Origin of the sequence: Streptomyces sp. NPDC051218 (genome assembly GCF_044455475.1) — a bacterium.
GTDB lineage: Bacteria > Actinomycetota > Actinomycetes > Streptomycetales > Streptomycetaceae > Streptomyces.
Window position 1 is genome coordinate 113841 of the sequence record NZ_JBITEU010000003.1, and the last position, 22404, is coordinate 136244.

At 68.2% G+C, this 22404-nt stretch carries 19 protein-coding genes and 2 pseudogenes; 13 read left to right on the plus strand and 8 right to left on the minus strand.

What is annotated here, in order from left to right; all coding sequences use genetic code 11:
* Window positions 1-38 precede the first annotated feature (38 nt).
* Window positions 39-686 carry a LysE family translocator gene (locus ACIBCK_RS11570; protein ID WP_399389126.1) on the plus strand — a complete coding sequence of 216 codons (648 nt, stop codon included), beginning with the start codon at window positions 39-41 and terminating at the stop codon, window positions 684-686.
* Window positions 687-725: 39 nt separating this feature from the next.
* Here the strand turns inward: ACIBCK_RS11570 and ACIBCK_RS11575 are convergent, their stop codons facing one another.
* A complete protein-coding gene (locus ACIBCK_RS11575; RefSeq protein ID WP_399389128.1) occupies window positions 726-1928 on the minus strand; it encodes a winged helix DNA-binding domain-containing protein in 1203 nt (400 codons plus the stop codon).
* A 185-nt stretch (window positions 1929-2113) separates the two neighbouring features.
* Here ACIBCK_RS11575 and ACIBCK_RS11580 point away from each other — a divergent pair, with 185 nt between their 5' ends.
* The 5 genes from ACIBCK_RS11580 to ACIBCK_RS11600 all read left to right on the plus strand — a co-directional run bounded on the left by ACIBCK_RS11580 (window position 2114) and on the right by ACIBCK_RS11600 (window position 8951).
* Window positions 2114-3286 carry a magnesium and cobalt transport protein CorA gene (locus ACIBCK_RS11580; protein ID WP_399389130.1) on the plus strand — a complete coding sequence of 391 codons (1173 nt, stop codon included), beginning with the start codon at window positions 2114-2116 and terminating at the stop codon, window positions 3284-3286.
* Between the two features lie 573 nt (window positions 3287-3859).
* A complete protein-coding gene (locus ACIBCK_RS11585; protein WP_399389132.1) occupies window positions 3860-4147 on the plus strand; it encodes a DUF1360 domain-containing protein in 288 nt (95 codons plus the stop codon).
* A 314-nt stretch (window positions 4148-4461) separates the two neighbouring features.
* Window positions 4462-5148, plus strand: a complete 687-nt coding sequence (locus tag ACIBCK_RS11590; RefSeq protein WP_399389134.1) for a HemK2/MTQ2 family protein methyltransferase — start codon at window positions 4462-4464, stop codon at window positions 5146-5148.
* A 126-nt stretch (window positions 5149-5274) separates the two neighbouring features.
* A complete protein-coding gene (locus tag ACIBCK_RS11595; RefSeq protein ID WP_399389136.1) occupies window positions 5275-6300 on the plus strand; it encodes an iron-containing redox enzyme family protein in 1026 nt (341 codons plus the stop codon).
* Between the two features lie 53 nt (window positions 6301-6353).
* Complete coding sequence (locus tag ACIBCK_RS11600; RefSeq protein ID WP_399389138.1) at window positions 6354-8951, plus strand: catalase; 2598 nt, start codon at window positions 6354-6356, stop codon at window positions 8949-8951.
* Window positions 8952-9053: 102 nt separating this feature from the next.
* Here the strand turns inward: ACIBCK_RS11600 and ACIBCK_RS11605 are convergent, their stop codons facing one another.
* Entirely contained in the window at window positions 9054-10625 is a 1572-nt protein-coding gene (locus ACIBCK_RS11605; protein WP_399389764.1) for an FAD-dependent oxidoreductase, read from the minus strand.
* A 225-nt stretch (window positions 10626-10850) separates the two neighbouring features.
* Here ACIBCK_RS11605 and ACIBCK_RS11610 point away from each other — a divergent pair, with 225 nt between their 5' ends.
* The gene (locus ACIBCK_RS11610) at window positions 10851-11396 is read left to right on the plus strand and encodes an isochorismatase family cysteine hydrolase (protein WP_399389140.1); all 546 of its coding nucleotides are present in this window, start codon (window positions 10851-10853) and stop codon (window positions 11394-11396) included.
* 1 nt (window position 11397) lies between these two features.
* Here ACIBCK_RS11610 and ACIBCK_RS11615 read toward each other — a convergent pair whose 3' ends face one another.
* Window positions 11398-12591: an aromatic acid exporter family protein gene (locus ACIBCK_RS11615; protein ID WP_399389142.1), complete on the minus strand. Its 1194-nt coding sequence runs from the start codon at window positions 12589-12591 to the stop codon at window positions 11398-11400.
* Between the two features lie 385 nt (window positions 12592-12976).
* Here ACIBCK_RS11615 and ACIBCK_RS11620 point away from each other — a divergent pair, with 385 nt between their 5' ends.
* Window positions 12977-13267 carry a hypothetical protein gene (locus tag ACIBCK_RS11620; RefSeq protein WP_399389143.1) on the plus strand — a complete coding sequence of 97 codons (291 nt, stop codon included), beginning with the start codon at window positions 12977-12979 and terminating at the stop codon, window positions 13265-13267.
* 6 nt (window positions 13268-13273) lie between these two features.
* On the opposite strand, the pseudogene ACIBCK_RS11625 reads toward ACIBCK_RS11620, so the two are convergent.
* The 3 genes and pseudogenes from ACIBCK_RS11625 to ACIBCK_RS11635 all read right to left on the minus strand — a co-directional run.
* Window positions 13274-13698: pseudogene (locus tag ACIBCK_RS11625) on the minus strand (IS5/IS1182 family transposase); the annotation flags it as partial.
* A gap of 52 nt (window positions 13699-13750) precedes the next feature.
* Window positions 13751-14314, minus strand: coding sequence for a DinB family protein (locus ACIBCK_RS11630; protein WP_399389145.1), 564 nt, complete (start codon window positions 14312-14314; stop codon window positions 13751-13753).
* Between the two features lie 128 nt (window positions 14315-14442).
* The gene (locus ACIBCK_RS11635; protein ID WP_399389147.1) at window positions 14443-14661 is read right to left on the minus strand and encodes a peptide ligase PGM1-related protein; all 219 of its coding nucleotides are present in this window, start codon (window positions 14659-14661) and stop codon (window positions 14443-14445) included.
* Window positions 14662-14894: 233 nt separating this feature from the next.
* On the opposite strand from ACIBCK_RS11635, the gene ACIBCK_RS11640 reads away from it, so the two are divergent.
* The gene (locus ACIBCK_RS11640; protein WP_399389149.1) at window positions 14895-15977 is read left to right on the plus strand and encodes a hypothetical protein; all 1083 of its coding nucleotides are present in this window, start codon (window positions 14895-14897) and stop codon (window positions 15975-15977) included.
* Here ACIBCK_RS11640 and ACIBCK_RS11645 read toward each other — a convergent pair.
* Complete coding sequence (locus tag ACIBCK_RS11645) at window positions 15952-16983, minus strand: hypothetical protein (protein WP_399389150.1); 1032 nt, start codon at window positions 16981-16983, stop codon at window positions 15952-15954. The two genes, ACIBCK_RS11640 and ACIBCK_RS11645, sit on opposite strands and share 26 nt — an antisense overlap.
* 492 nt (window positions 16984-17475) lie before the next feature.
* On the opposite strand from ACIBCK_RS11645, the gene ACIBCK_RS11650 reads away from it, so the two are divergent.
* The 4 genes from ACIBCK_RS11650 (at window position 17476) to ACIBCK_RS11665 (ending at window position 20356) form a co-directional block, all read left to right on the plus strand.
* Entirely contained in the window at window positions 17476-18321 is an 846-nt protein-coding gene (locus tag ACIBCK_RS11650; protein ID WP_399389152.1) for a serine protease, read from the plus strand.
* Between the two features lie 179 nt (window positions 18322-18500).
* Complete coding sequence (locus tag ACIBCK_RS11655) at window positions 18501-18845, plus strand: hypothetical protein (RefSeq protein ID WP_399389154.1); 345 nt, start codon at window positions 18501-18503, stop codon at window positions 18843-18845.
* A gap of 8 nt (window positions 18846-18853) precedes the next feature.
* Window positions 18854-18946 carry a hypothetical protein gene (locus tag ACIBCK_RS11660; protein WP_399389156.1) on the plus strand — a complete coding sequence of 31 codons (93 nt, stop codon included), beginning with the start codon at window positions 18854-18856 and terminating at the stop codon, window positions 18944-18946.
* Window positions 18947-19516: 570 nt separating this feature from the next.
* Window positions 19517-20356 (plus strand): hypothetical protein, encoded by an 840-nt coding sequence (locus ACIBCK_RS11665; RefSeq protein ID WP_399389158.1) that lies wholly within the window; start codon window positions 19517-19519, stop codon window positions 20354-20356.
* Between the two features lie 510 nt (window positions 20357-20866).
* Here the strand turns inward: ACIBCK_RS11665 and ACIBCK_RS11670 are convergent.
* A pseudogene (locus tag ACIBCK_RS11670) lies at window positions 20867-22400 on the minus strand (amino acid permease).
* Between the last annotated feature and the right edge of the window lie 4 nt (window positions 22401-22404).

Sequence of the window (22404 nt, forward strand, 5' to 3'; positions counted from 1 at the left end):
GAACGGCTGAATGGGCTCTGAAGGGGATGATGATGGACATGGTGGCCACCGACCGGCTTCTCGCCTTCGCGGCGATGTCCTTGCTGGTGATCGTGATCCCGGGGCCGAGCGTCCTGTTCGTGATCGGCCGGGCCCTGGCCCATGGCAGACGCACCGCCCTGGCGACGGCCCTCGGCAACGTCTTCGGGTCGTACGTCCTGGTCGTCGCGGTCGCGTTCGGCGTCGGATCGCTCGTCGAGCGTTCGGCCGTCGTGTTCATGGCGGTGAAGCTGGCCGGAGCCGCCTATCTGATCTTCCTCGGTGTGCAGGCCTTCCGGCACCGCAAGGAGATGCGGGCCCAGTCCATGGGGGCTGCCTCCCCGGGTGAGGCACGCACTGATCTGCGTACGGTCCTGGACGGCGCGCTCGTCGGCGTGACGAACCCGAAGGGCATCGTGTTCTTCGCGGCGGTGCTGCCTCAGTTCGTCGACCACTCGGCGGGGCATCTGCCCGCGCAGATGCTGCTCCTCGGTCTCGTTCCGATCAGCATCGGGCTGGTCACGGACACGCTGTGGGGTCTGACGGCGTCCGCGGCACGCACCTGGTTCGCGCGCTCCGAGCGGCGCCTTTCGCTGATCGGCGGGGCCGGGGGCGTGACGATGATCGGGCTCGGCGTGACGGTCGCGGCGACGGGGCGTGCGGACTGAGGCCGTAGCCCCCCCCCGGAGTCCAGCGCCCTTGGCCACTCAGTGCTCGATGACCGTGCCGAAGCGGATGTCGTACGTGGCTGCCTGGTTCATCGGGCCGCTCAGCAACTCGTCTGCCCCCTCGGTCAGTTCGCGCCTTTGTGTTCTGGTCAAGGTGCCGAACGGCTCGATGGTGAGGACGACGGACTCCTTGGCTGCTCCCGCACCCTCCTCGATGCGCCACACGCCCGCCAGGAAGCCGTCGGCCAGGAAGACGCTGTAGGCGAAGTTCCCTTTCCAGGTACGGCCCTTGTACTCGGCGGGCACGATCCTGGTGCGGTCCGCGTGCGACAGGAGGAGGTTGTCGAACTCGGGCAGAAAGCGTGCCGGAGCCGGGGTGTCCGCGTCGGGGCGGGGCGCGTCGGGGAGGTCGAAGAGCTCGACGCCGTTCTCGTCACGGAACGTACGCAACTGGGGCCGCAGCCGCTCGAAGGCCTCCCGCAGCCGCGTCAGACCGGCCCAGGTCTGCATGTCCTTGACGGAGGCTGGCCCGAACGCGGCGAGGTAGCGCAGGACGGTGGCGTCGGGGGCGGGCACCGGCTCGCTCGGGCGGCCGAGCCAGTGCTCGGCGGTGGTGAGAGCGACCTGTCCGCTGCGCCGCCACAGGCCGCGCGGGGTGACCTGGACCAGCGGAAGCGAACAGCGGGCGGCGACGGCGAGTGACTGCGGGTCGGCGTCGGGCCACCGGGGCAGCAGGATCTCCCGCAGTTGCTTCATCGTCCGGGGCTCCTCCTCGACGGCCGCGCGGGCGAGCGAGGCGAGCTCCCCCAGGTCGACGCCGGTCAGCCCCTTGCGGAAGGCGTGCAGCTCACGGTCGCGCGCGGCCTGCACCAGCGGGCGCAGAGCGAGGGCGTCGTCGGCGGTGTGCAGGTGGATGGTGGAGCGCATCGTGACGATGCGTACGAGATCGCGTGCGGCCAGGAGCGCGGAGAGGTCCTCGGGGTCGAACTCCGCCAGCCGCGCGGCGAGGGCGAAGTAGGGCGGCTTCACGTTCTGCGCCTGGAGGCCGACGAGGTGACTGACGGCGCCCTCGACGGAGAGATCGGGCGCGCGGCGCAGGAGGAGTTGGCGGTCGAGGGTGGCGCGGTTGAGGGCGCGAGTGCTCAATACAGGGGCGGCGTGCCGGTCGGCTTGCGAGCGGGGCGGCTTCGACTGAGGGCCCGCAGACCGCGGGGTCTTCGGCGTGCTCGGCGTCTTCGTCATGCTCCGCACGCTAGCCGGGCCCGCGGCCACCTGCGGTCGCAAGTCCGCCGCGGCGTACCCGACGTAGGACGTGCCCGGCGTTCGAGATGTCGCCACGCTCGTGACATTTAGGGCGTATATCCTGCTTCGAAACCGAAAACCCACAAAACCCTGTTCGTCACCGCCCGACATCGGAGGCAGCCAGCATGGCGGAGCGCCGAGCCCGGCCCGTACCGAGCGCGAAGAGGCACGGCTGGCGGCGCTCCGCCCCGGCCGGCGCCTCCTCAGCCTCCGGGAACGGGGGCTCCGGAAACCCCGAGGCCGCCCCCGCCACCCCTTCCCCCGCACCGCAGGAAGCCGCGAGCGTCGTACAGGCCGCGCTCTACCGCGACGGAGTCCGCGTCGCGACGCCCGCTTCCCTCGCCGACACCTTCCGGGAGCTGCGCGAGCAGCGCGACGGCATGGCATGGATCGGCCTCGCACGCCCCACAGAGGCAGAACTCCTCACGCTGGCAGCCGAGTTCGACCTGCACGAGCTCGCCGTCGAGGACGCGATGGAGGCCCACCAGCGGCCGAAGCTGGAGCGCTACGGCGAAACCCTCTTCGTCGTCCTGCGCGCGGCCCGCTATCTGGACGCCCCGGAGGAGGTCGACTTCGGCGAACTGCACGTGTTCGTGGGCCCGGACTTCGTCATCACGGTGCGCCACGGCGCCGCCCCGGACCTGACCGCCGTACGCCGCCGCATGGAGGAGAGCCCCGACCTCCTCAAGCTCGGCCCTGAGGCGGTCCTGTACGCGATCCTGGACGCGGTGGTCGACGGGTACGCCCCGGTCGTCGCCGGCGTGCAGAACGACATCGACGAGATCGAGACCGAGGTCTTCAGCGGCGACCCCGAGGTCTCCCGCCGCATCTACGAACTCTCCCGGGAAATGGTCGAGTTCCAGCGGGCGACCCGCCCCCTCGTGTCCATGCTGCACTCCCTGATGGCGGGCTTCGCGAAGTACCGCACCGACGAGGAGCTCCAGCGCTACCTGCGCGACGTCGCCGACCACGTCACGCACACCAGCGAACGAGTCGACGGCTTCCGCCAGGCCCTCACCGACATCCTCACGGTCAACTCCACGCTCGTCACCCAGCAGCAGAACGCGGAGATGCGGGCGCTCGCGGAGGCGGGCTTCGAGCAGAACGAGGAGATCAAGAAGATCTCCTCGTGGGCCGCCATTCTGTTTGCTCCCACGTTGGTGGGAACGATCTATGGGATGAACTTCGACGAGATGCCGGAGCTGCACTGGGCGTTCGGGTATCCGTTCGCGATCGGGCTGATGGCGGTGGTGTGCGTGAGCCTGTACTTCATTTTCAAGCGGCGGGACTGGCTGTAGCGGGGAGCCAGTAGACTTGATCGACTTCGCGTACGCGAAGGGTCCAGAGAGGCTCTCCCGGCCCCCTGGGGAGAATCTGGGGAGAATGCGCGGCGCTGGGGAGCAGGCGCCGTCCGCACCACAAACCATCCGGCGCCCCCCACCCGGCCAAGTTCCGCCGATCTGCCTCCGCGGGATGTCACCCAGCGTGTTGACTGAGCCGGACTTCCCATACACCGCGCGTACGACGTGCTACATCGAGGTCCACCGGGACGGCTCGGTGACGCACGGAGGCGGCCCGCGCAGCCTACGATCGGGCGCTCGCCGGCCAGTCGCGTCTGTTCGCCGTGTGGCCCGGCGAGTGGTCGAGCGACTTGTTCATGATCGACGATCTGGACGAGTACGCCAAGGCTCACGGGATCAAGCCCCCGGAGTCCGGAGGAACGCGATGAGGAGCGCCGTACAGGCTGGATCAGGGGGGCCGTGCGACGAGTCGGTGAAGCCTATGCCCCGGATGACCAGCGCCAGCATCGTCTCAAAGGGCATCTCGCGGCCGTAGTCGCGTTTGGCGCGTACACCGCCGCTTGGGGATCCGTGGCCGCTCGGCGAAGGAGCAAGGCCCCGGACAGCTGCGTGCCCTGGGACGTCCTGCTGACGGGAGCGGCCGTGTTCCGGTTGGCCGGCTGGCTCAGCAAGGGGTCCGTCACGAGCCCGCTCCGGGCTCCCTTCACCCGATACGAGTCCGCCGCGGGCCCCGCCGAAGTCAGCGAGAGCCCGCGGGGCGGGACCGTCATGTCGACCGGCCCGTCGGCCTCCGCCGAGCGGTCGGGCGGAGGCATGCGCCTGGAGCGGTCCTGCCGCCCCCCTGACGCGTGGCTCTGAGCCCGCGCCAGCTAGCGCTGGGCCCTCCGCGTACGTCGGATGGCGCGGCCTTGCTGCGCTGAGGGGCGCTGCTCGCTAGGGAGGAGCCGAAGTCGGCCGGTGACACTGGCTCGATCGGGGGGTGGTCGCGCCAGCAGGCGGGCCGGCGAGGTGTGCCTTGTTACGTAGGGGGCACCCGGGGGGAGCCATGCGCGCGGGACAGCTGAGACACGTCTCCCTCAAGTGGTGGCTCGCCCGGAGGAAGGGGAGTCTTGATCTGAACCGGCTACTTGCGTGAACGGTTCGCGAGCATCCAAGACCAGCACGGAGGCCCTGTGACAACCGTCCACGCCCCGCACACGCGGCCGGGCCTCGGCAGAGTGCTGGTATTGCCGGGTGTCTACGCCCCGCAGGCCGACAGCCGCTTACTGGCCGGAGCGATCCGACGCGAGAACGTGTCAGGACTGGATGTCCTCGACCTGTGCTCGGGCAGCGGCGTGTTGGCAGCTCACGCTGCCAGGCTCGGCGCGAGGGTGAGCGCTGTCGACATATCGCGTCGGGCTGTCTGGACCACTCGCCTGAACGCCCTGCTTGCGCGGCAGCGTGTCGCCGTCCACCGCGGTGACCTCTTGAGCTCCCTGCCCGGACGCTCCTTCGATTTCATCGTCAGCAACCCGCCGTACGTTCCTGTCGCCCGATCGGCCCTGCCCCGCGGCGGTCCCGCCCGCGCCTGGGACGCCGGCCCCGACGGGCGCGCCCTCCTGGACCGCATCTGTGCCGTCGCGCCGGTGGCTTTGCGCCCTGGCGGGGTACTCCTGCTGGTGCACTCCACGGTCAGCGGACCCGAAACGACCGTGCGGCGCCTGACAGAGGCCGGAATGCGGGCCGGTGTCAGCGACCGCGTACAGGTCCCGCTGGGCCCCGTCATGCGGAGGCGGTTGAGGTGGCTGCGTGAGCGCGGCTTGTTGGGCCCTGATGTGGACGAGGAAGAACTGGTGATCATCCGTGCCGTCAAACGCTGACCATCCGCCCAGGGTCGTGGCCGGGCGAAGGGGGCCCTTGCGGGACGAGGGCCTGGTGGACGTGGTCGACGCCGGTTGCCCTGTGGTCCTCAACGCCACCCGTACCCACGGAGTAGGAGAGCGGTCATGACCGCTGCGGACCAGCTGCGTGCCATGGCGCCGGTCCTGCCCGCGCCGCGCGGGGAGCTATCTCGCGCGGTGCTGCGTGCCCTGCGCGGTAACGGCGGCACGCTGCCCCGGGCAGAGGATCTTCTCCAAGCAGAACCGTACGGCGACGACCTCCAACTCTGTCTCTACGTCTTGTACGAGCTGCACTACCGTGGCTTTGACGGCGTCGGCGATCTATGTGAATGGGACCCCGACCTGCTGAGGGTCCGGGCCGCTGCCGAGGATCGCTTCCTCACCGCGCTGCGCGCGGATACGCCCGCCGCCAAGAGCGTGGACGAGGCGGTCGGTGCACTGCTCGTCGAGCCCATCGGGGACGACGGTCACAGCGTGAGTCACCACCTCAAAGCGGTCGGCGAACTCTGGCAGCTGCGCGAGTACGTGGCGCTGCGTTCGCTCTACCACCTCAAGGAGGCCGACCCGCACCTGTGGGTCGTACCTCGGCTGCGCGGACGCGCCAAGGCCGCCATGGTCGCCATCGAGTTCGACGAGTTCGGCGGCGGGCGAGCGGAGGACATTCACGCCCAGCTCTTCGCCGACCTGATGGGCGACCTCGCCTTGGACACTGTCTACGGCCGTTATCTGGACGCAGCCCCGGCGCAGGCTCTGACAACCGTCAACCAGATGTCCTTGTTCGGTCTGCACCGCAGATTGCGCGGGGCTCTCGTGGGTCACTTCGCGACCGTCGAGATCACCTCCCCGCCGGGGTCCCGACGCCTCGCCCAGGCACTGCGCAAGGCGGGCGCGGGCCCCGCTGCCCAGCGGTTCTACGACGAGCACGTGGAGGCGGACGCCGTTCACGAGCAGGTCGTTCGCCGTGAGGTGATCGGGGGCCTCCTGGCGGACGAGCCCGCGCTCGCCTCCGACATCGCGTTCGGCATCCGGTCCACCGGCTTTCTGGAAGACCAGTTGGGCGAGCACCTGCTCGCCTCATGGCGCGACGGCCGTACGGCACTGCGCGAGCCGATAGGCGACCTCGTGCCGTAACCGGCACCACGTGCACGGCAGAACCCATGTACACCCCCACCGTTGGAGAGCACATGCCGAGCCAGAAACCTGCCAGGAAGCTGTCGAAGAAGACTGCCCCGTCGAAGACGGCTGCGGGTAAACCTGCGGACAAACGTGCGGGGAAGAAGGCGGCGCAGAAGACCGCCAAGAAGACGGTGCCGACGGCCAAGTCGACCACGACCAAGAAAACCACCGCCAAGAAGTCGACCGTTGCCACGAAGACGACGGCGGCGGCAAAGAAGACAGCGACGACGGCAAAGAAGGCCACCTCGTCGAAGACGGCCGCGACGAAGAAGACCGCGACTACCAAGACCGAGACGAAGAGGCCGAAGGGCGGGCGCACCAGTAACCCGCTGAAGGCCGTGGCGAAGAAGGCCGTTGCCGCCCTCACCCCGGGCGAGGGCCCCGCCGACGGGATCCCCGGCAAGCCAGGTGCGGAGTCACCGACGGTTGCCGAGCCCACCACCCCGCGCCCCCCGCTGCCGCCCAAGCCTGACCAGAGCGGTCCCGCCGTGGTCAGTCCGACCGGGCAGGTTACTGCCGGAACCCCCGATGAGCTGGCCCAGGGCGATATGTACCTGACCACCGCGCAGGGCGCGCGGCTGTACGAGACCGACCACTCGCTGAAGGCCGGCGAGCGGGGGCCGATCCTGCTCCAGGACCACCACCTGCGTGAGAAGATCACGCACTTCGACCACGAGCGCATTCCCGAGCGTGTCGTGCACGCTCGCGGCGCCGCCGCGCACGGTGTGTTCCAGGGCTACGGAAGCGCCGCCTCTGTCACGAAGGCGGCCTTCCTGGCCGAGGGTGTCGAGACTCCGGTCTTCGTGCGGTTCTCCACTGTGCTCGGCTCGCGCGGCTCCGCCGACACGGTGCGCGACACTCGCGGGTTCGCGACGAAGTTCTACACCGGCGAGGGCACCTTCGACCTGGTCGGCAACAACATCCCGGTGTTCTTCATCCAGGACGCCATCAAGTTCCCCGACATCATCCACGCCGGCAAACCGCACCCCGACCGGGAGATCCCCCAGGCCCAGAGCGCCCACGACACCTTCTGGGACTTCGTCACCCTGCACACCGAAGCCACCCACCACACGCTGTGGAACATGTCCGACCGGGGCATCCCCCGCTCGTACCGGATGATGGAGGGCTTCGGCGTCCACACCTTCCGGCTGGTCGCCGCAGACGGGGCGACCTCCCTGGTCAAGTTCCACTGGAAGCCGAAGCTGGGCGTGCACTCCCTGGTCTGGGAGGAGGCCCAGATCACCAACGGGGTGGACCCGGACTTCCACCGGCGTGACCTCGCCGACGCCATCGAGGCCGGCGCGTACCCGCAGTGGGAGCTGGGTATCCAGGTGTTTCCCGACACCGCGGAGCAGACCTTCGAGGGCATCGACCTGCTCGACCCGACGAAGATCGTTCCCGAGGAGCTGGCCCCCGTGCAGCCGGTGGGTCTGCTCACCCTCAACGCCAACCCGACCAACTACTTCGCCGAGACCGAGCAGGTCGCCTTCCACGTCGGGCATCTGGTGCCCGGCATCGACGTCACTGACGACCCGCTGCTCGCCGGCCGCCTGTTCTCGTACCTCGACACGCAGCTCACCCGGCTCGGCGGCCCCAACTTCGGCCAGCTGCCCATCAACCGCCCGCACGCCCCCGTCAACGACATGCTGCGCGACGGCATGCACCAGACGGCCGTCCACAGCGGCGTGGCTCCCTACCATCCCAATTCCCTGGACGGCGGCTGCCCGTTCATGGCCGGGGAGGACGTGGGGGCCTACGTCGAGCGGCCGGTGACGGTGCCGAAGGGCCGGAAGGTCCGTGAGGCTCCCGCCTCGTTCGACGACCACTTCAGCCAGCCCCGGCTGTTCTGGCTGAGCATGACGGCGGTGGAGCGCGAGCACATCATCGCCGCGTACACGTTCGAGTTGGGCAAGTGCTACGAGAAGCCGATCAAGGAGCGTGCGCTCCAGGTCCTTGCCAACATCGATCCCGTGCTGTGCGAGCAGGTGGCGACCGGTCTTGGCCTGCCCGCCCCGTCCGCGACGGTGAAGCTGGCCAAGTCCGCGCCGAGCCCGGCGCTGTCCCAGGTCGGTGACACCTGGCCGTTGGACGGCCGGATCATCGGCATCGTCGCCGATGCGGGCTGCGACCTCGACGGGGTCCGCGCGGCGCGCCAGGCAATCCTGGACGGCGGGATGGTCCCCCTGGTGATCGCCCCGGCAGGTGGTGAACTGGACGCCTCGGGCGACCCGGTCACCGTGCAGCGCACCTACACCACCGCGAGGTCCATCGAGTTCGACGCTCTGCTCCTGGCGGGGGCGCCCGGTTCGGGCGCGGATGCCTTCGGTGCCCGGGATGCGAAGGCGGGCAAGGGTCGTAAGAGCGCTCGCAGGACGACCGCGGCCACCGCCACCGACCCGCGGGTCCTGTTGCTGCTGTCCGAGGCTTTCCGGCACGGCAAGGCAATTGCCGGCTGGAATGGTGCGGAGACCACACTGACCGCAGCGGGCATCCCGACAGACGCACCGGGTGTGGTCAGCGGTGAAACCGGCACCGGCGCGCTGGGCGGTCTGACCGACCTGATGGGCGCACACCGGGTCTGGGAGCGCTTCCCCACACAGGTCTGACCCTCTTTCAGGGGTTAAGCCGCTGGGCTACCCCGCACCGAAGAAGGTCCGCGCGGTCACATGGACCGCGCGGACCTTCCGGTTGGTTACTGCATACCGGCCTCAGCTCGGCTTGACGCCCTCGCCTGCGTCTCCGCCGGTGCTCTTGCCCTCTTTGTCCTGGTCGGCGTGCAAGCGTACCCCCTCCAGCGGCCGGACCGCGGGCCCCTGGAGGACCGCACCCTCGACGTCGAACCTCGATCCGTGGCACGGGCACTCCCATGACGTCTCCGCCTCGTTGAACGCCACCAGACAGCCCAGATGGGTGCAGCGTGCAGAGACCGCGTGCGTAGTGCCGTCCGGGTCTCGGTACACCGCGCACCGCTCGCCGTCGACGCGTACCACCGCTCCGGAGCCGGGCGCGATCTCCGCTACGGAGTCGACGTGCCCGGTGGCCAGCCGGTCTCCGACGAAATGCTTGGCCACCTTCGCCTGCGCGGTGAGGAATCCGGACGCCTCCTTGGCCACGCTCTTCAGCCGCCGGGGGTCGTACAGGTCCGCCCAGTCGGGGGATTCTCCCGCGATCAGGGAGGTGAGGAGTTGCCCGGCCAGGACGCCGTTGGTCATGCCCCAGCCGCCGAAGCCGGTGGCCACATAGGTGTGCCGGGAGCCCTTGTGGAGGGGGCCGATCAGCGGAACGGTGTCGGTGGAGGAGTTGTCCTGGGCGGCCCAGCGGTAGGTGGTCGGCCCGGCGGTCGGGAACCGTTCGTGCAGCCAGGCGTCCAGGCGGGCGAAGCTCGCTGCGGGGTCTCCGGTGCCGGGTGTGAAGCCCTCTCCGGTGACGATGAGCAGTCGCTGAGAGCCGTCGTCGCCGTACGGGGCAGTGCGCACGGACCGTTTGCCCTCGTCCTCGGTGATGTACATGCCGCCGGGGTCGTCGGCCACGGGCAGGGGAGCCGCCACCACCAATTCGCGGGAGGGGGTGAGCCGGGAGAAGAGCAGTGCGCGGTCGAAGATCGGGTAGTGGGTGGCGACGACGACGTGCTGGGCGGTGACGGTGTGTCCGGACTCCGCGGTGACCTTGCAGGGGGAGCCCTCTGAGAGGTCGGTGACCCGGGTCCGCTCGTAGATCACGCCGCCGAGCCGTCGGAAGTCCTCCGCGAGTGCCAGGAGATATTTGCGGGGGTGGAACTGTGCCTGGTCGGCGACGCGCACGGCCCCGCCGACCGCGAACGGCAGCCCGGTCTCCTCGACGTACGTGGCCCGGAGTCCTGCCTCCGCGGCGGCCTTCGCCTCGGCCCGCAGAGCCTTCTCGCCCTCTGCGTCACCCGGTTGGGCCGCATAGGTGAACGAACTGCACTGTTCCAGATCGCAGTCGATGTCCAGTTCCGCCACGATCTCGCGCAGCCGGTCGAGCGCGCCCTGCTGGGACCGGGCGTAGAGGCGGGCGGCGTCGGGGCCACGGGTGCGGCGCAGCCGGTCGTAGACGAGCGTGTGCAGTACAGAGACTTTGGCCGTGGTGTAACCGGTGACCCCGGCCGCGATCCGGTCCGCTTCCAGTACGGCAACGCGGTGCCCCGCCCTGGCCAGTTCCCATGCGGTGCTCAACCCAGCGATGCCGCCCCCGACGACGGCGACATCCACCTCAACCGCGGTGTCCAGGCAGGGGTGGGTCGTGGCCGGACAGGTGTCCATCCAGAAGGATTCGTCCCGGCCCGGGAGTACGTCGTCGGGGTGCGTCACGGCAGTGCCTGCTTTCCGGGAGGGGTGTCGCCTCGGCAGGCACGGGTGCCCCGCGAGGGCCATACCCAATCCACCACGCCGCACCGGACCGCGCGAGCCAGGAGGTCAATGGGGCGTGGCCCGGCCAGGGACGCTACCGCCGAGGCGACGGGCGCGCGAAGGAGTCAAGGTGGAGGCATGACAGAGACCGCACTCGTCGTCATCGACATGATCAACACCTATGAGCATGAAGACGCCCACCTTCTCCTTCCGTCGGTCGAAGCTGCTCTTCCCTCCCTCGTGCGGCTCCTCGAACGGGCGCGCAGTCACGGCGTCCGGGTCATCTACGCCAACGACAATTTCGGCGAGTGGCGCTCCCACCACGGAGAGATCCTGCAAACCGCTCTCGAGGGCCCGCACGCCGAACTCGTGCGTCCGCTCGCGCCGGACGAGAAATCAGAGTTCGTCATCAAGGCACGGCATTCCATCTTCTACGAGACGCCGCTCCATTACCTCCTCACCCAACAGGATGTCGGGCACATCGTTTTGTGCGGTCAGGTCACCGAGCAGTGCGTCCTGTATTCCGCCCTGGACGCGCATATCCGCCACCTCAAGGTCACTGTCCCCCGTGACGCGGTGGCCCACATTCACTCGGATCTGGCCGACGCCGCCCTGCGCATGATGGCCGGCAACATGGGTGCCCGCATCGTCGATGCGGACGACGTCAGGTTCGACACCCCTTGACCTATGCCTCGACCCAGGTGTGGAGGGTGTCGCTGGTGTACTGGACTTCTTCCATCAGGCGGGTGGCCTCGATGACCAGGACGCCGTAGGGGCGGGTGGCGTCGGCCAACGGCAGTCCTTGGGCCTCGGCTTCGTCGGCGACCTCGCGGCGCCGTGTCTGGGCGTCACCGGCCAGCCCGGCCAAGCGTTGGGACTGCTGGGACAAGGTCGTCTCGTCCAGGGTGCTCAACGCCAGGGCGAACTCCGAGACCGCCTCCAGGAAGGCCGCGTACCGGTCGAGGAAATGGCGGTACAGGTAATCGTTCTCCGCCTCCTGCCACTGGTCGAGACTCCGCGTCAACGAGGCCAGTTGGTGCAGGGTCCGCTCCAGAGCGTTCAGCACCGTGTCGTACCCCTGGAAGGTGAGGTGGCCCCGATGGCGGCGCAGCAGCCGTCGGGGGTTGTACTGAACGCTCTCCTTCGCGGTGGCCACGCCGGCCCTGGCCTGAGCGATCAAGTCGTCGGTCTGGGCGGCCTGCTCGCGCCACCGCGCGATGGTGCCCGCCTCGGGCGCACCCTCACGCAGGGCAGGGGGCATGTCGGCGCACAGGTCGTAGAGCGCGCGGGCGAGGATCTGGACGCTGTACTCGGCGCTGCGGTACCGCATGGGTGGGGCGATCGTGACGTTGACCGCGGTGCCGATGGCACAGCCGATGAGGACCAGCAGCACGATCTCTCCCAGCTGCGTGATCCGGGTCGCGTTGTCGCCGGCGCTGCTGTAGGTGGAGAACGCGAAGAACGCTGCCGTGGCCACCTGCGGACCCTGCACCCCCAGCACGTGCGACCGCCCGATGGACAACGCGATCACCGCCACCAGTACGAAGGTCAGGAGATCCGGGCCCGCGAGGAAACCGAGCGCGGCCTGAACGGCCACTCCCGCCGCGACCGCACCGGCGTAGCGCAGGGACTGCGTCACCGACTGATAGACCGTGACGTACATGATCGTCACAGCGGAGAACGGGGCGAACGCGGGCGACGGCGCGTCGAGGGCGTAGTAGGAGACCATCCAGGCGAGCGTGGCCGCCAGGGTGCTCTTGCCTGTCAGGAGCAGTATGTGGCGTTCGGAGCCGTCGTAGTGAAGGGCCCGCCCCCACCACTGCCGCACCCGTGCGAGCCACTCCGTCCGCTCCGTCCGCGCCTGGGCATCCGCCGCCATGCCGCAACCACTCTCTTCCTGTTCCCGATGGGCGAACCGCCCGGTTCACGACGAGGACCAACTGCCAGGGCCACGGGGACATCTGCAGTAGGGGCCGCCGGAATGTGGGTAACCCTCATCCCTGGCCTGTAACCCCCTGCTCCACGGCCACTAGGCCAAACACCAAGCTCGAAGACCGCCAACAGATCCCTCTTCGACGTGGCGCAGCCGAAGCGGTCCGCCCACGCACGGAGCCAACCCCACCGGCGGCGAGGCCCAGCGCGGCACCGCCTGGCAGACCCCCGATGACGACCCCGACCAGGGAAACCCGCACCGCTGACCAGCGGCCAACGTCACTTCGCGCGGCTCTTCCGCGTAGACGCCGGATACCGGGGCACAGAGGGATGTGTTGCGGGGACGACAGAAGTCACTGGGGAGTGTCGGGCCGCCCCCGCCACTTCCGCGGGTAGCCCGGGGACGGGCACAGCACCCGCAGAGCGCCCTGCGTCTGCACGCGACGGATACCGGGACATCCTGGGTGTACGGCCCTGGCGCAGCCGTGGCCACGCTCACCGCGACAGCGGAACAGATGGTGCTGCTCCTGTGGGGGCGGATGAGCAGCTCTGACGCCGCCTTCAGATGGACTGGCGATCAGGAGGCCGGACAGCGCTTCCTGGCCGGCCCGTTGACGCCCTGACACTGTTCAGGAGCGCAGCCATAAGCGAATTCCGGCGACGGCGACCGTGCCGTGGAACACATAGGCCCGCTTGTCGAAGCGAGTGGCCACGGCACGGAATCCCTTGAGGGCATTGATCGTTCTCTCAACGTCATTCCTGCGGCGATACGCCCCGCGGTCGAATCCTGTTGGCCTACCACCGGCGCTATCACGGCGACAGCGGTTGTCCTTCTGAGTGGTGTCTCGGGGATGGTGTGCTTGATCTGTCGTCGGCGCAGGTAACGGCCGTTGCGGCGTGAGCTGTAGGCACGCCCCTCCACAGACATGATCGGACCGCGTGCGTATGTGGCCGCCGCCGGGCCGCGGGACCGAATACGCCCCAAGACTGCCAACCTCGCGTTCGGGGCGCTTCGCGGGGCTCCAGGCGGGGTTTTGCATGCTGGCCGCCGGCATCAGCCGTCGCCGCCCTGGCCCGGGGTTTCGGCGGGATGACCTGTCGGAAAGTCATATACGGCGCGGTGCGGCTCCGTCCTGCCAGCGATAGAGGTCGCGCAGCAGGGAAATCTCGGCGCCGTGATGGATCAGCTCCCTGTTGACGTGCAGGACCCTGTTCTCCATGGGAAACCGCTCGGGACCCACCGAGGGCGGGTTGTCCAGGTCAGCGTCCGAGAGCTCGCGGACCCCCGCGTTCCATCTCCCGTACATCTCATCGAGCTGTTCCAGCGCCTCGTCAGCGGTCCCCGCGTAGACGAATGTCGCGGAGTCGACATCCTGGCCGCCGAAGTGCCATCCGACCCGATACCCCAGGCAGTCGACGATGATGTGCGCCAGCCGCCAGGCAATCGTGGTCACGGGCGCCGGCACCGGGCCAGGGGACGCGAAATCCATCGTCCATTCCCCCGAACCTTCCGACATCGGTGCGGCCGACGTGCCACGTGGGCGGACGCTCCAGCAGCCACGCACCGGCTCCCAGAAGTACTCCTCATCGGTAAGGCCGTCCAGCCGGGGCCGCAGGTTTTTGTGCCAGTACCAGTCCAACTGCTCCGCGAGCCGCTCACTCCTTGTCATGTCCGCACACTACATACAACGGAGACCCCGCCCGAGATCAGTGTGCCCGTGGGTCGCTGTGCGCGTGACTGAGCGCCACCGCCTGCACTGATATCGGGATGACGGAGCGTCGGGTGGGCGTTGCGACGTTACGGCGCGAGGGCTCGGAGGCGGCTCTCTGTTGCCCGGGCGGTTTGAAGGTCGGGGGCCAGGACGGCGTATTCGACGGTTCCCGAGTGGCGGGAGTCGTCGGCGGTGATCACTACACCTTGTTTGGCGGGAGCGGTGAAGGCCAGGGACTGGTCTTCGAGGGTTTTCAGCAGGTGTGGCAGGTCGGGGGCGGGTAGGTCGTTGTGGGTTGTCAGCACGTGCTCGGTTTGCCAGTTGGGGCCCAGCAGTGTGCTGGCAAGGTGGTGCAGGTGCGTGCAGCCGCCGAGCCGGGCGTTTGACAGCGGCCACCTCGAATTCCCCACGTACGGCCAGTGGAGGCGTCACTGTCGGTGAGGGATACCCAGGTCGCCCGGGTGCTCCCTCGGGAGGGGGAGGGAGATCGTTCGGGCGGTCGATGCTGGATCGCTGCTGCCGATGCGAAGTTCACAACATGACCACTGATCTACGGATGATGAAGGCGCCCTGGCGCACGTGGAGGCGGCAGGGGCCGCGGCTGGTGGGTCGGGCGGCGGTGGTCTGGGCGATGGCGTACGCCGGGTTCGGCCTGGTCTGTGCGCTGCGGGCGATTCCACTGTTCGGCTCCAACGGCATCCTGGGGCCCTCCGCGGCGGGGTGGGCAGTCACGGCGGTGGGGACACTGGCGGCTCTGACCTGCGCGGCGGTGTTGCGATACGGACTGCGGCCCGCACTGCGGGTGTTGCTGTGGACGGTGTGCGGCCTGACCGGGTGCGCCGCGTTCAGCCTGCTCATGGATGTGATCATGCTGATGTTCGGCCAGGGCTTGGGAAACTGGGCCGCCGCTGCCAACCATGGGCTGGCGGCGGCCGGGGCACTCTTGCTCGCCGCTACCGCCCGCGCCGGTCGCCCCGTACCCGCCACCGCAGCAGCCCCGGCGCCCTCTGCCGCACCCCGGTCGGTTCAACTCGCCGCTTGGGCCGGCACGGTGTCCTTCCTCCCGTATACGGCGATGAAGCAGGTCTGGGCCTTCGGCGGCACCTTCGCCGGCACATCCGGCGCGGAGATGCGCGCGATCTCCGAGCGCAACGGTGCCTCGGGAATCTGGCTCACTCTGGAGTCCTGGGGCCTGGACGCCACCATGCTGCTGGCCGCACTCGGCGTCTTCCTGCTCTGGGGCCTTGTCCGACCCTGGGGTCAGGTCTTCCCACGCTGGACGCTTTCCCTGCGTGGTCGTCGCGTTCCCCCATGGCTCCCGTTGGCACCGGCCCTGCTCGGCGCAGCCACGCTTGCCCCGTACGGTGTGCTCGGCCTCGGCTACACCGCTCTTGCCACCATGGACGTGCTGACGATGCGGAGCGGCGATTTCCACTCTCCGGATGACGCACTCATGGTCAGCTGGATCGGCATGGCCGCATTCGCGGGGTACGGATGCGCGCTGGTAATGGCGACGCGCTCGTACTGGCTGCGGACCCGCCACTTGCCCGTCGCGCTGACGCTGTGTAACTGTCCGCGGCCAGATGGCTCCCCACTTACTGGCCGCGGGCGGGGAATCTGAACTGGCCACTGACAGGCGTTGACTTCGTTGAACCACACCTGCCGTCAGGTGCGACGATGGCGTCGATGTTGACCAGCCCGCGGTAGCCGAAGGCGCGGATGCCTGAGGCCAGCCGCAGGGCGTACTCGATCAGGGTTTGGTGCACGCCTGCGGGGAGATTGTCGGGTGCGGGCATGATGAAGCCGTTCCATGTCGGTTCCATCAGCATCTCGCCGATGTTCAGTACCTGCGGGGGGCCGGCAGCCGGTTCGGGGCAGAGTATTTCCAGGCAGAACGAGCGGCAGTGCGGGTGGTAGGTCTCGGCGACGACCTGGCCGTAGGGACCGTGGGTGGCTTCCAGCCCGGTGTGGTCGATGATGGCTTCCCGGTCGTCTTCGCCGGTCAGCGAATGGATGCGGCCGGCACCGAGGGCGGGGATGCGCGGGTCTGCCAGGCAGAGCAGGTTGCCGGTCCCGCCGGAGTTCTTGTCGGCCTTGACGATCACCGCTCCCGTGGGGGCCGCCAGCCGCTCCAGGACACGTTCCAGATCACCGCGGGTGGCACAGACCGCACCGTCAGGGACGGGGACGTTCAGGCCGGCGGCCAGAGCGCGGAGAACGGCCTTGCTGTTGAAGAGTTCGGCCCCGCCGGCCGAGTCGAAAGCAGAGACCGCATCCGGGGCCAGGCCGATCGCCCGGGCCAGAGCCGCGATGCCGCGATCTGAGATATAGGCCCGCAGTTCCCAGTCACCGGGCGAGTCCACCAACGCTTGCAACCGCTCCAGCAGCCCGGCGCGGTGCAGAACACCCTGGCTGAGGACCCGCACAGTTTCGTCCTGCGGGGTCAGCAGGTTCACCTGTGCAGGATCGAAACCCATCAGGGCCCCTACGTGGGCGACGAACGCCGGATCGACTGGCTGCGGCAGCACCAGCACGTCACCGTCCCTCAGTAACCACACCATCCGCGCGCCAACAACCGGAGTCCCCTCCCGCTCCTTGGGATCGAGCTCCTCAAGACGGTCGACCATGTACTCGCTGTGCAGTTGGCCACCCATAACCTGCGCACGTCACCCTCATCCATCGACGCCGGAACAGGTCAATCCTGTCCTGGCCCGCCGCCGCTGAACCGTCACCGCTGGGGGCCTGGCGGACGGTCGGACTCCTCCTTCATCAGGCCGGGTGCCGGTTGAACGAGTCACGTGCTCGCCTGCCGGCCTCCGGCTGTGAGAGGAGCCTAGGAACATGCACCACAGGCAGGCGCTGCCGACGTCGCCTGGAGCACCACAACCCGTGATCATTCCCGCCCCGGCTCGTTGAGCTGCAGGGCGGCCGCGGAGGCGCTCCGTGAATCGCTCACGGTCGACTTTCGGCATATCCCGGGAAGTTGTCAGTGGTCGAGGCAGTGCTGTTGCGCGCTCGCACGATCCGCGCATAACGGTGTTCAGGCTTCGAAGCAGACACCAACCGATTTACCCCTATATACAACTGCTCGCACCATACGTGAAGTTAAGCTGGCGATCATGGTGAATCTGAAACGAGCGCTCGGGGCGCTCCCTTCGACCCTGCCGCGTCGTATCTCGCTGGCCGCCGGCGCCGCGGCCCTCGCGCTGATGGTGTCGCCCACGCCGACGTCCGCTGTTGTGGGCGGACGTGACGCCGACGTGGGCGAGTTCCCCTGGACCACCGCCATCGAGGCCGACGGCAAGCAGGTCTGCGGTGCGACGGTCATCAGCGGTCACACCCTGCTGACCGCGGCCCAGTGTGTGGACGGCCGGACTGCATCCAGCCTGAGCATCCGTTACGGCACCGTGGACCGGGAAACCGGCGGCCAGGTGGTCAAGGCCGCCGAACTCATCCCTCATGAGTCGTACGACGCCGGTTCTCTGGACTACGACATCGCGGTCATCCGTACGACCGCCGACCTGGTCCGGGGGAACGGCGTGCAGCCGGTGTGCCTGCCCGCGGCGGAGCAGAAGCTCACGGGGGCGGGGCGCGTGTCCGGCTGGGGAGCCACCCGTGAGGGCGGCGAATCCGCTGACCGGCTCCAGGCTGCCGACCTGCCCCTCATGTCCGATGACGAAGCCACGGCTGCATACGAGGGGTACAGGGAGATCACCGGCCGTATGATCGGCGCCGGCCTGCCCTCGGGCGGCAGGGGCCCGGCCGAGCGCGACGAGGGCTCGCCCCTGGTCGTCCTCGACGACAACAACAACGCCACTTTGGCCGGCCTGTACTCCTGGGCCCGTGGCTCCGCCCGACCCGGTTCTCCCGCCATCTTCACGAGTGCCCCGGCTCTCACCGGCTGGATCAAGCAGCAAATCGCTGCGGATCCCGCCCCCACAGCCTGCGGAAAATCCACCCGCTGAGTCAGCTGTCCCGCTCGGTCGCACCATGCTTCTGGAGTGCACCTGAAGCATGGACCGGATACCCGGGCAGGTGTCTACTGGGCATACAGGAAGTGCTGTCCGGCTTCGGTGGTGGCTTTGACGGTGGCCTTGCCGGTCAGGCCGCCGCTGTTGGGCGGTGCAGGGACGCCGTACTCATCGTGGACGGCACTCTCGCACCCACCGGGGACCACACCGTCGCTGCGCAGTCGAAGAATTACCGGTACTCCACCAACCACCAGGTCGTGATCGACGCTGACACCCGCATGATCGTTATGGCGGCCGACCGCTTCCCGGCAACCGCGCCGCCTGCGGCATGGACGGAATCCGGCACCAAGGCCGCCGTCGGCAGGACCACCACGATCGCCGACGGCGGTTATCCCGGCACAGGACTCGTCATGCCACATCGCCGGCGCAAAGGCGAGGAGTTGCCCGACTGGAAGCAGGCACATAACAAGTCCACAAACAGGTCCGCGCCCGCGTCGAGCATGTCTTCGCCCGGGTGAAGGGCTGGATGATCCTGCGCGACTGCCGCCTCAAAGGCGACGGCGTCCACCACGCCATGCTCGGGATCGCCCGCCTGCACAACCTCGCCCTCGCCGGATAGACGAGCAAGCCGCGCCAGGGGACCACTGCATCATCCAACCCGAGTCGAAGATCAACTGCGGGACAACCCTTAGGCGCGCACCCGCTACGCCGTCAATCCTGATGCGCCCCTCTGCCACCCCGCGGAGCACGCACAGCCGATCCGTGTCCTCCTGGACGCCTTTACAGCCCACGGACACCAACGCTCACCTCCGAAGGTGACTCGCTGACATCCAACCTAGTGGGCCCGAGACAGCGACCTGCACGCGACTAACTTCGCTGTCAAAGGACAACGGGCAGAACGCTGGAACGGATGTCGACGAGGAGAGGACAGACGGCATCGATCGGTGCCACGTTCAACACGACGCGTTCCGAATCAATGACGAAAAGATCGCCACCCGCGACCATTCCGCCCTTATCGCTACTCGCCGTGAGTCTCGCCGTCACTCAGCCTCGTCCTTCTTCACTCCCTCCCTGAGCTCCGCGCGATCGCGCCCCGGCAGTCTGGCACCGCATGGGCCCCTATGCCCCAGCCGCGCTTACGGGCCCACCGATTTTTTTCGTCCATGAGCGATTGTCTACGCTGCATGCCGTGGAGAAGATCATATGGGTGGGGTTAGTTGGAGCCGACATGGTCTACGTCGGCGCAACATTCATGGCGGAGTCGATGATGATGCTGTTGTCGCGTCGCGTAGATCGATTCGAGCGGCGTATTCACTCGATTCCAGACGAACGCTATTTCACGGAATTTGCTACCCCGGTACTGGCCTTCGTGGGGGGCCTGGCCGGGGGCATTAGTACCAGCCTGATCGGTGAGGGCCCGGGGGCCACCGCGCTTGGATTCACGATGAGCGCCATCATCGTGTTCGCAGTGGCGCGAAATCAGTACAGCGGGGCCATTGGGCACCGCCCACGACCTGCAGTCCGTGCGCGCTGGCGGCGCGAAGCGGCGGGGGCCTCGCGCGCCCTCGACAACAGCTCGGCGCTGACAGCACTTGAACGGCGTGATGTCCAACAGCGAGCGCACGTACTGGGTGGGATCGGCTCACGCATCACCGCAGCTGTCCGCCAGCGGACGTGGCGCGACGCATTTCAGGCAGAGTCCCGCAAGCGCCAGGCCGCCACGGTCATGTCCGTCGCGCTCCCGATCGCCGCTTCCCTATGGGCATCGTTTCGCTACGGCCTCTCCGGCAGCAGCCTTCTGGGGCACGCGGTCCTCCTTGCCGTCTCGGCAGCCGCAGTTGCAACCCCCACGCTGCGCTGGGTTCAAACGCGGCGCTCTCTCTTGGCACTGGGGCAAGAGCTCTCGGAGTATTCCCGTGACCTGCTGCAACGACTTTCACAGACAGCATCGCCGCGACCGAGAGTGCTCAGAGTTCGGCCGACGACCACCACACGGCATTTCGTAAGGCGGCACGCTCGTTCCACTTGAGCAGCGTGGAGGCCAACGGCTCAAGTAGTCCAACTCAGCAAGAGACAGCGTAAGCCAAGAGCAAGCCAGCGTCCGGGCAGCAAGCTGGAGCCAAGGGCATTCAGCCGCTGCCCGGCGTGGGAGGAGCTCAGCGGTCGCTGTTGCCCGGTTCGGGCACCCCCGAATGAGCTGGCCTCGGGCGGTCAGGTGAGGATGCAGCCGTGCTGTCGTGGCTGCTGACGAGCCACGCACCGACAAACAGGCCCACGACGAGGAGAACCAGATGGCGGTTCTTCCGCCACCACGTTGGCGGGTTGGGCTTGGTTATGACGTACTCCACGCGCGGGGGCTTCGGCACGGAGGCCCTACCTCTCTTGTCGAGCGACCCGGAAGAGGCGTGCTGGCGCCCCAGGCCGGGAGCGTGTGAACGTTCGGGCTTTGGGGGTGAGGACGGACTGCGCTGCGCAAACGTCGCGCAGCCCGCCCCACCTAGGCACGGGCCACGACACCTCTACTCCCTGCAAGGGGCGCCTACGAACGCGCCGCTTCTTGTCCGTGAACGTGATCGCGATGGGGGCTGGCGTTGCGGTGGTGGGCCGGGTTGAGGAACCACTTGCGGGCCGAGGCGAGCCACCAAGTGCCGCAGAACGCGACGACCACGCCGACCGCGATGGGCGCGTAGTTGAAGGTCTTCGCGGTGATGGGTGAGCTCTGCGGCAGCATGAACAGCACTGTGATCACCAGAACCCAGGCGACCGCGATAGTCCCGACGGCAGCGGACCACGAGCCGAGATGCCACGGGCCGCGCTCGAACCGATCCCCCTGCCGCAGCCTCAGGAACGTAGGGATCACGTAGGCGATGTACAGGCCGATCGTGGCGATTGAGGTGACGGCGGCGTACGCCGTGCTGTTCCACAGGTAGGGCAGCCCCAGCACGAAAGCGCCTCCGGTGGCCAGCCAGACGGCGTTGGCGGGGGTCCGCGTGGAGGGGTTGAGTTTGTGCCACGTCCGGGAGAAGGGCAGAGCCCCGTCGCGCGAGAAGGCATAGATCATGCGGGAGTTGGCGGTCACCGAAGCAAGCCATCCCGCAGAACAGTTGGGCGACGACGATGACCACGAGAAGCCACTTGCCGGTCGCCACTCCGAGCGCGTCCATGAGGATCTGCGCCGGGGGCACCCCGGTTTCCGAGTCGAGGGCACCGCCGTAGGACTGGATCGCGTAGGTGAAGCCGAAGAGAAGAACGAATCCGGCCGCCAGCGAGACCAGGATCGAGCGCACGATGCCCTTGGGTCCGGCGGTGGAGGCGTCGATGGTCTCTTCAGTCATGTGGGCGGAGGCGTCGTAGCCGGTGAAGGTGTACTGCGCCATCAGCAGCCCGATGAGCACCACGTAGATGCTGGACGAGAACCCGGTGTTGTTGACGAACTCGCCGGACACGAAGCCCATGGACTGGTGGTGCTCGGGGACTAGCACCAGGGCGCCGCAGATGACGGCGACGCCCAGGATGTGCCACCAGATCGACACCTCGTTGAGGGAGGCCACGATGCGTACCCCGAAGGTGTTCAGGACACCGTGCAGGGCGAGGATGATCCCGAACAGGGCGATCGTATGGCCGGGCGTGGCCTCGAAGCCGAACTGCAGATCCAGTAACGCGTTGAGGAAGGTGGCGGCGCCGAAGTCAATGCCCGCGGTCACCGCTATCTGGCCCAGGGTGTTGAACCATCCGGTGAACCACGCCCACGCCGCCGACGAGCGCTTCGGAGCCATGCGATGCGCCCAGAAGTACAGGCCCGCGCTGGTGGGGTAGGCAGAGCAGACCTCCGCCATGGACAGCCCGACAAAGAGCGTCATGAGGCCGACGAACAGCCAGCCCCACATGATCACCGCTGGGCCGCCTGTATTCATGCCGTAGCCGTACATGGTCATGCAGCCGGACAGGATGGAGATGATCGTGAAGCTGACGCCGAAGTTCGCGCGGCCGGACATCGAGCGCGACAGCGTCTGCTGGTAACCAAGTTGCTTCAGGCGTTCCTCGTCGGAGACGCGGGAGACGTCAAGAGGCATGGGG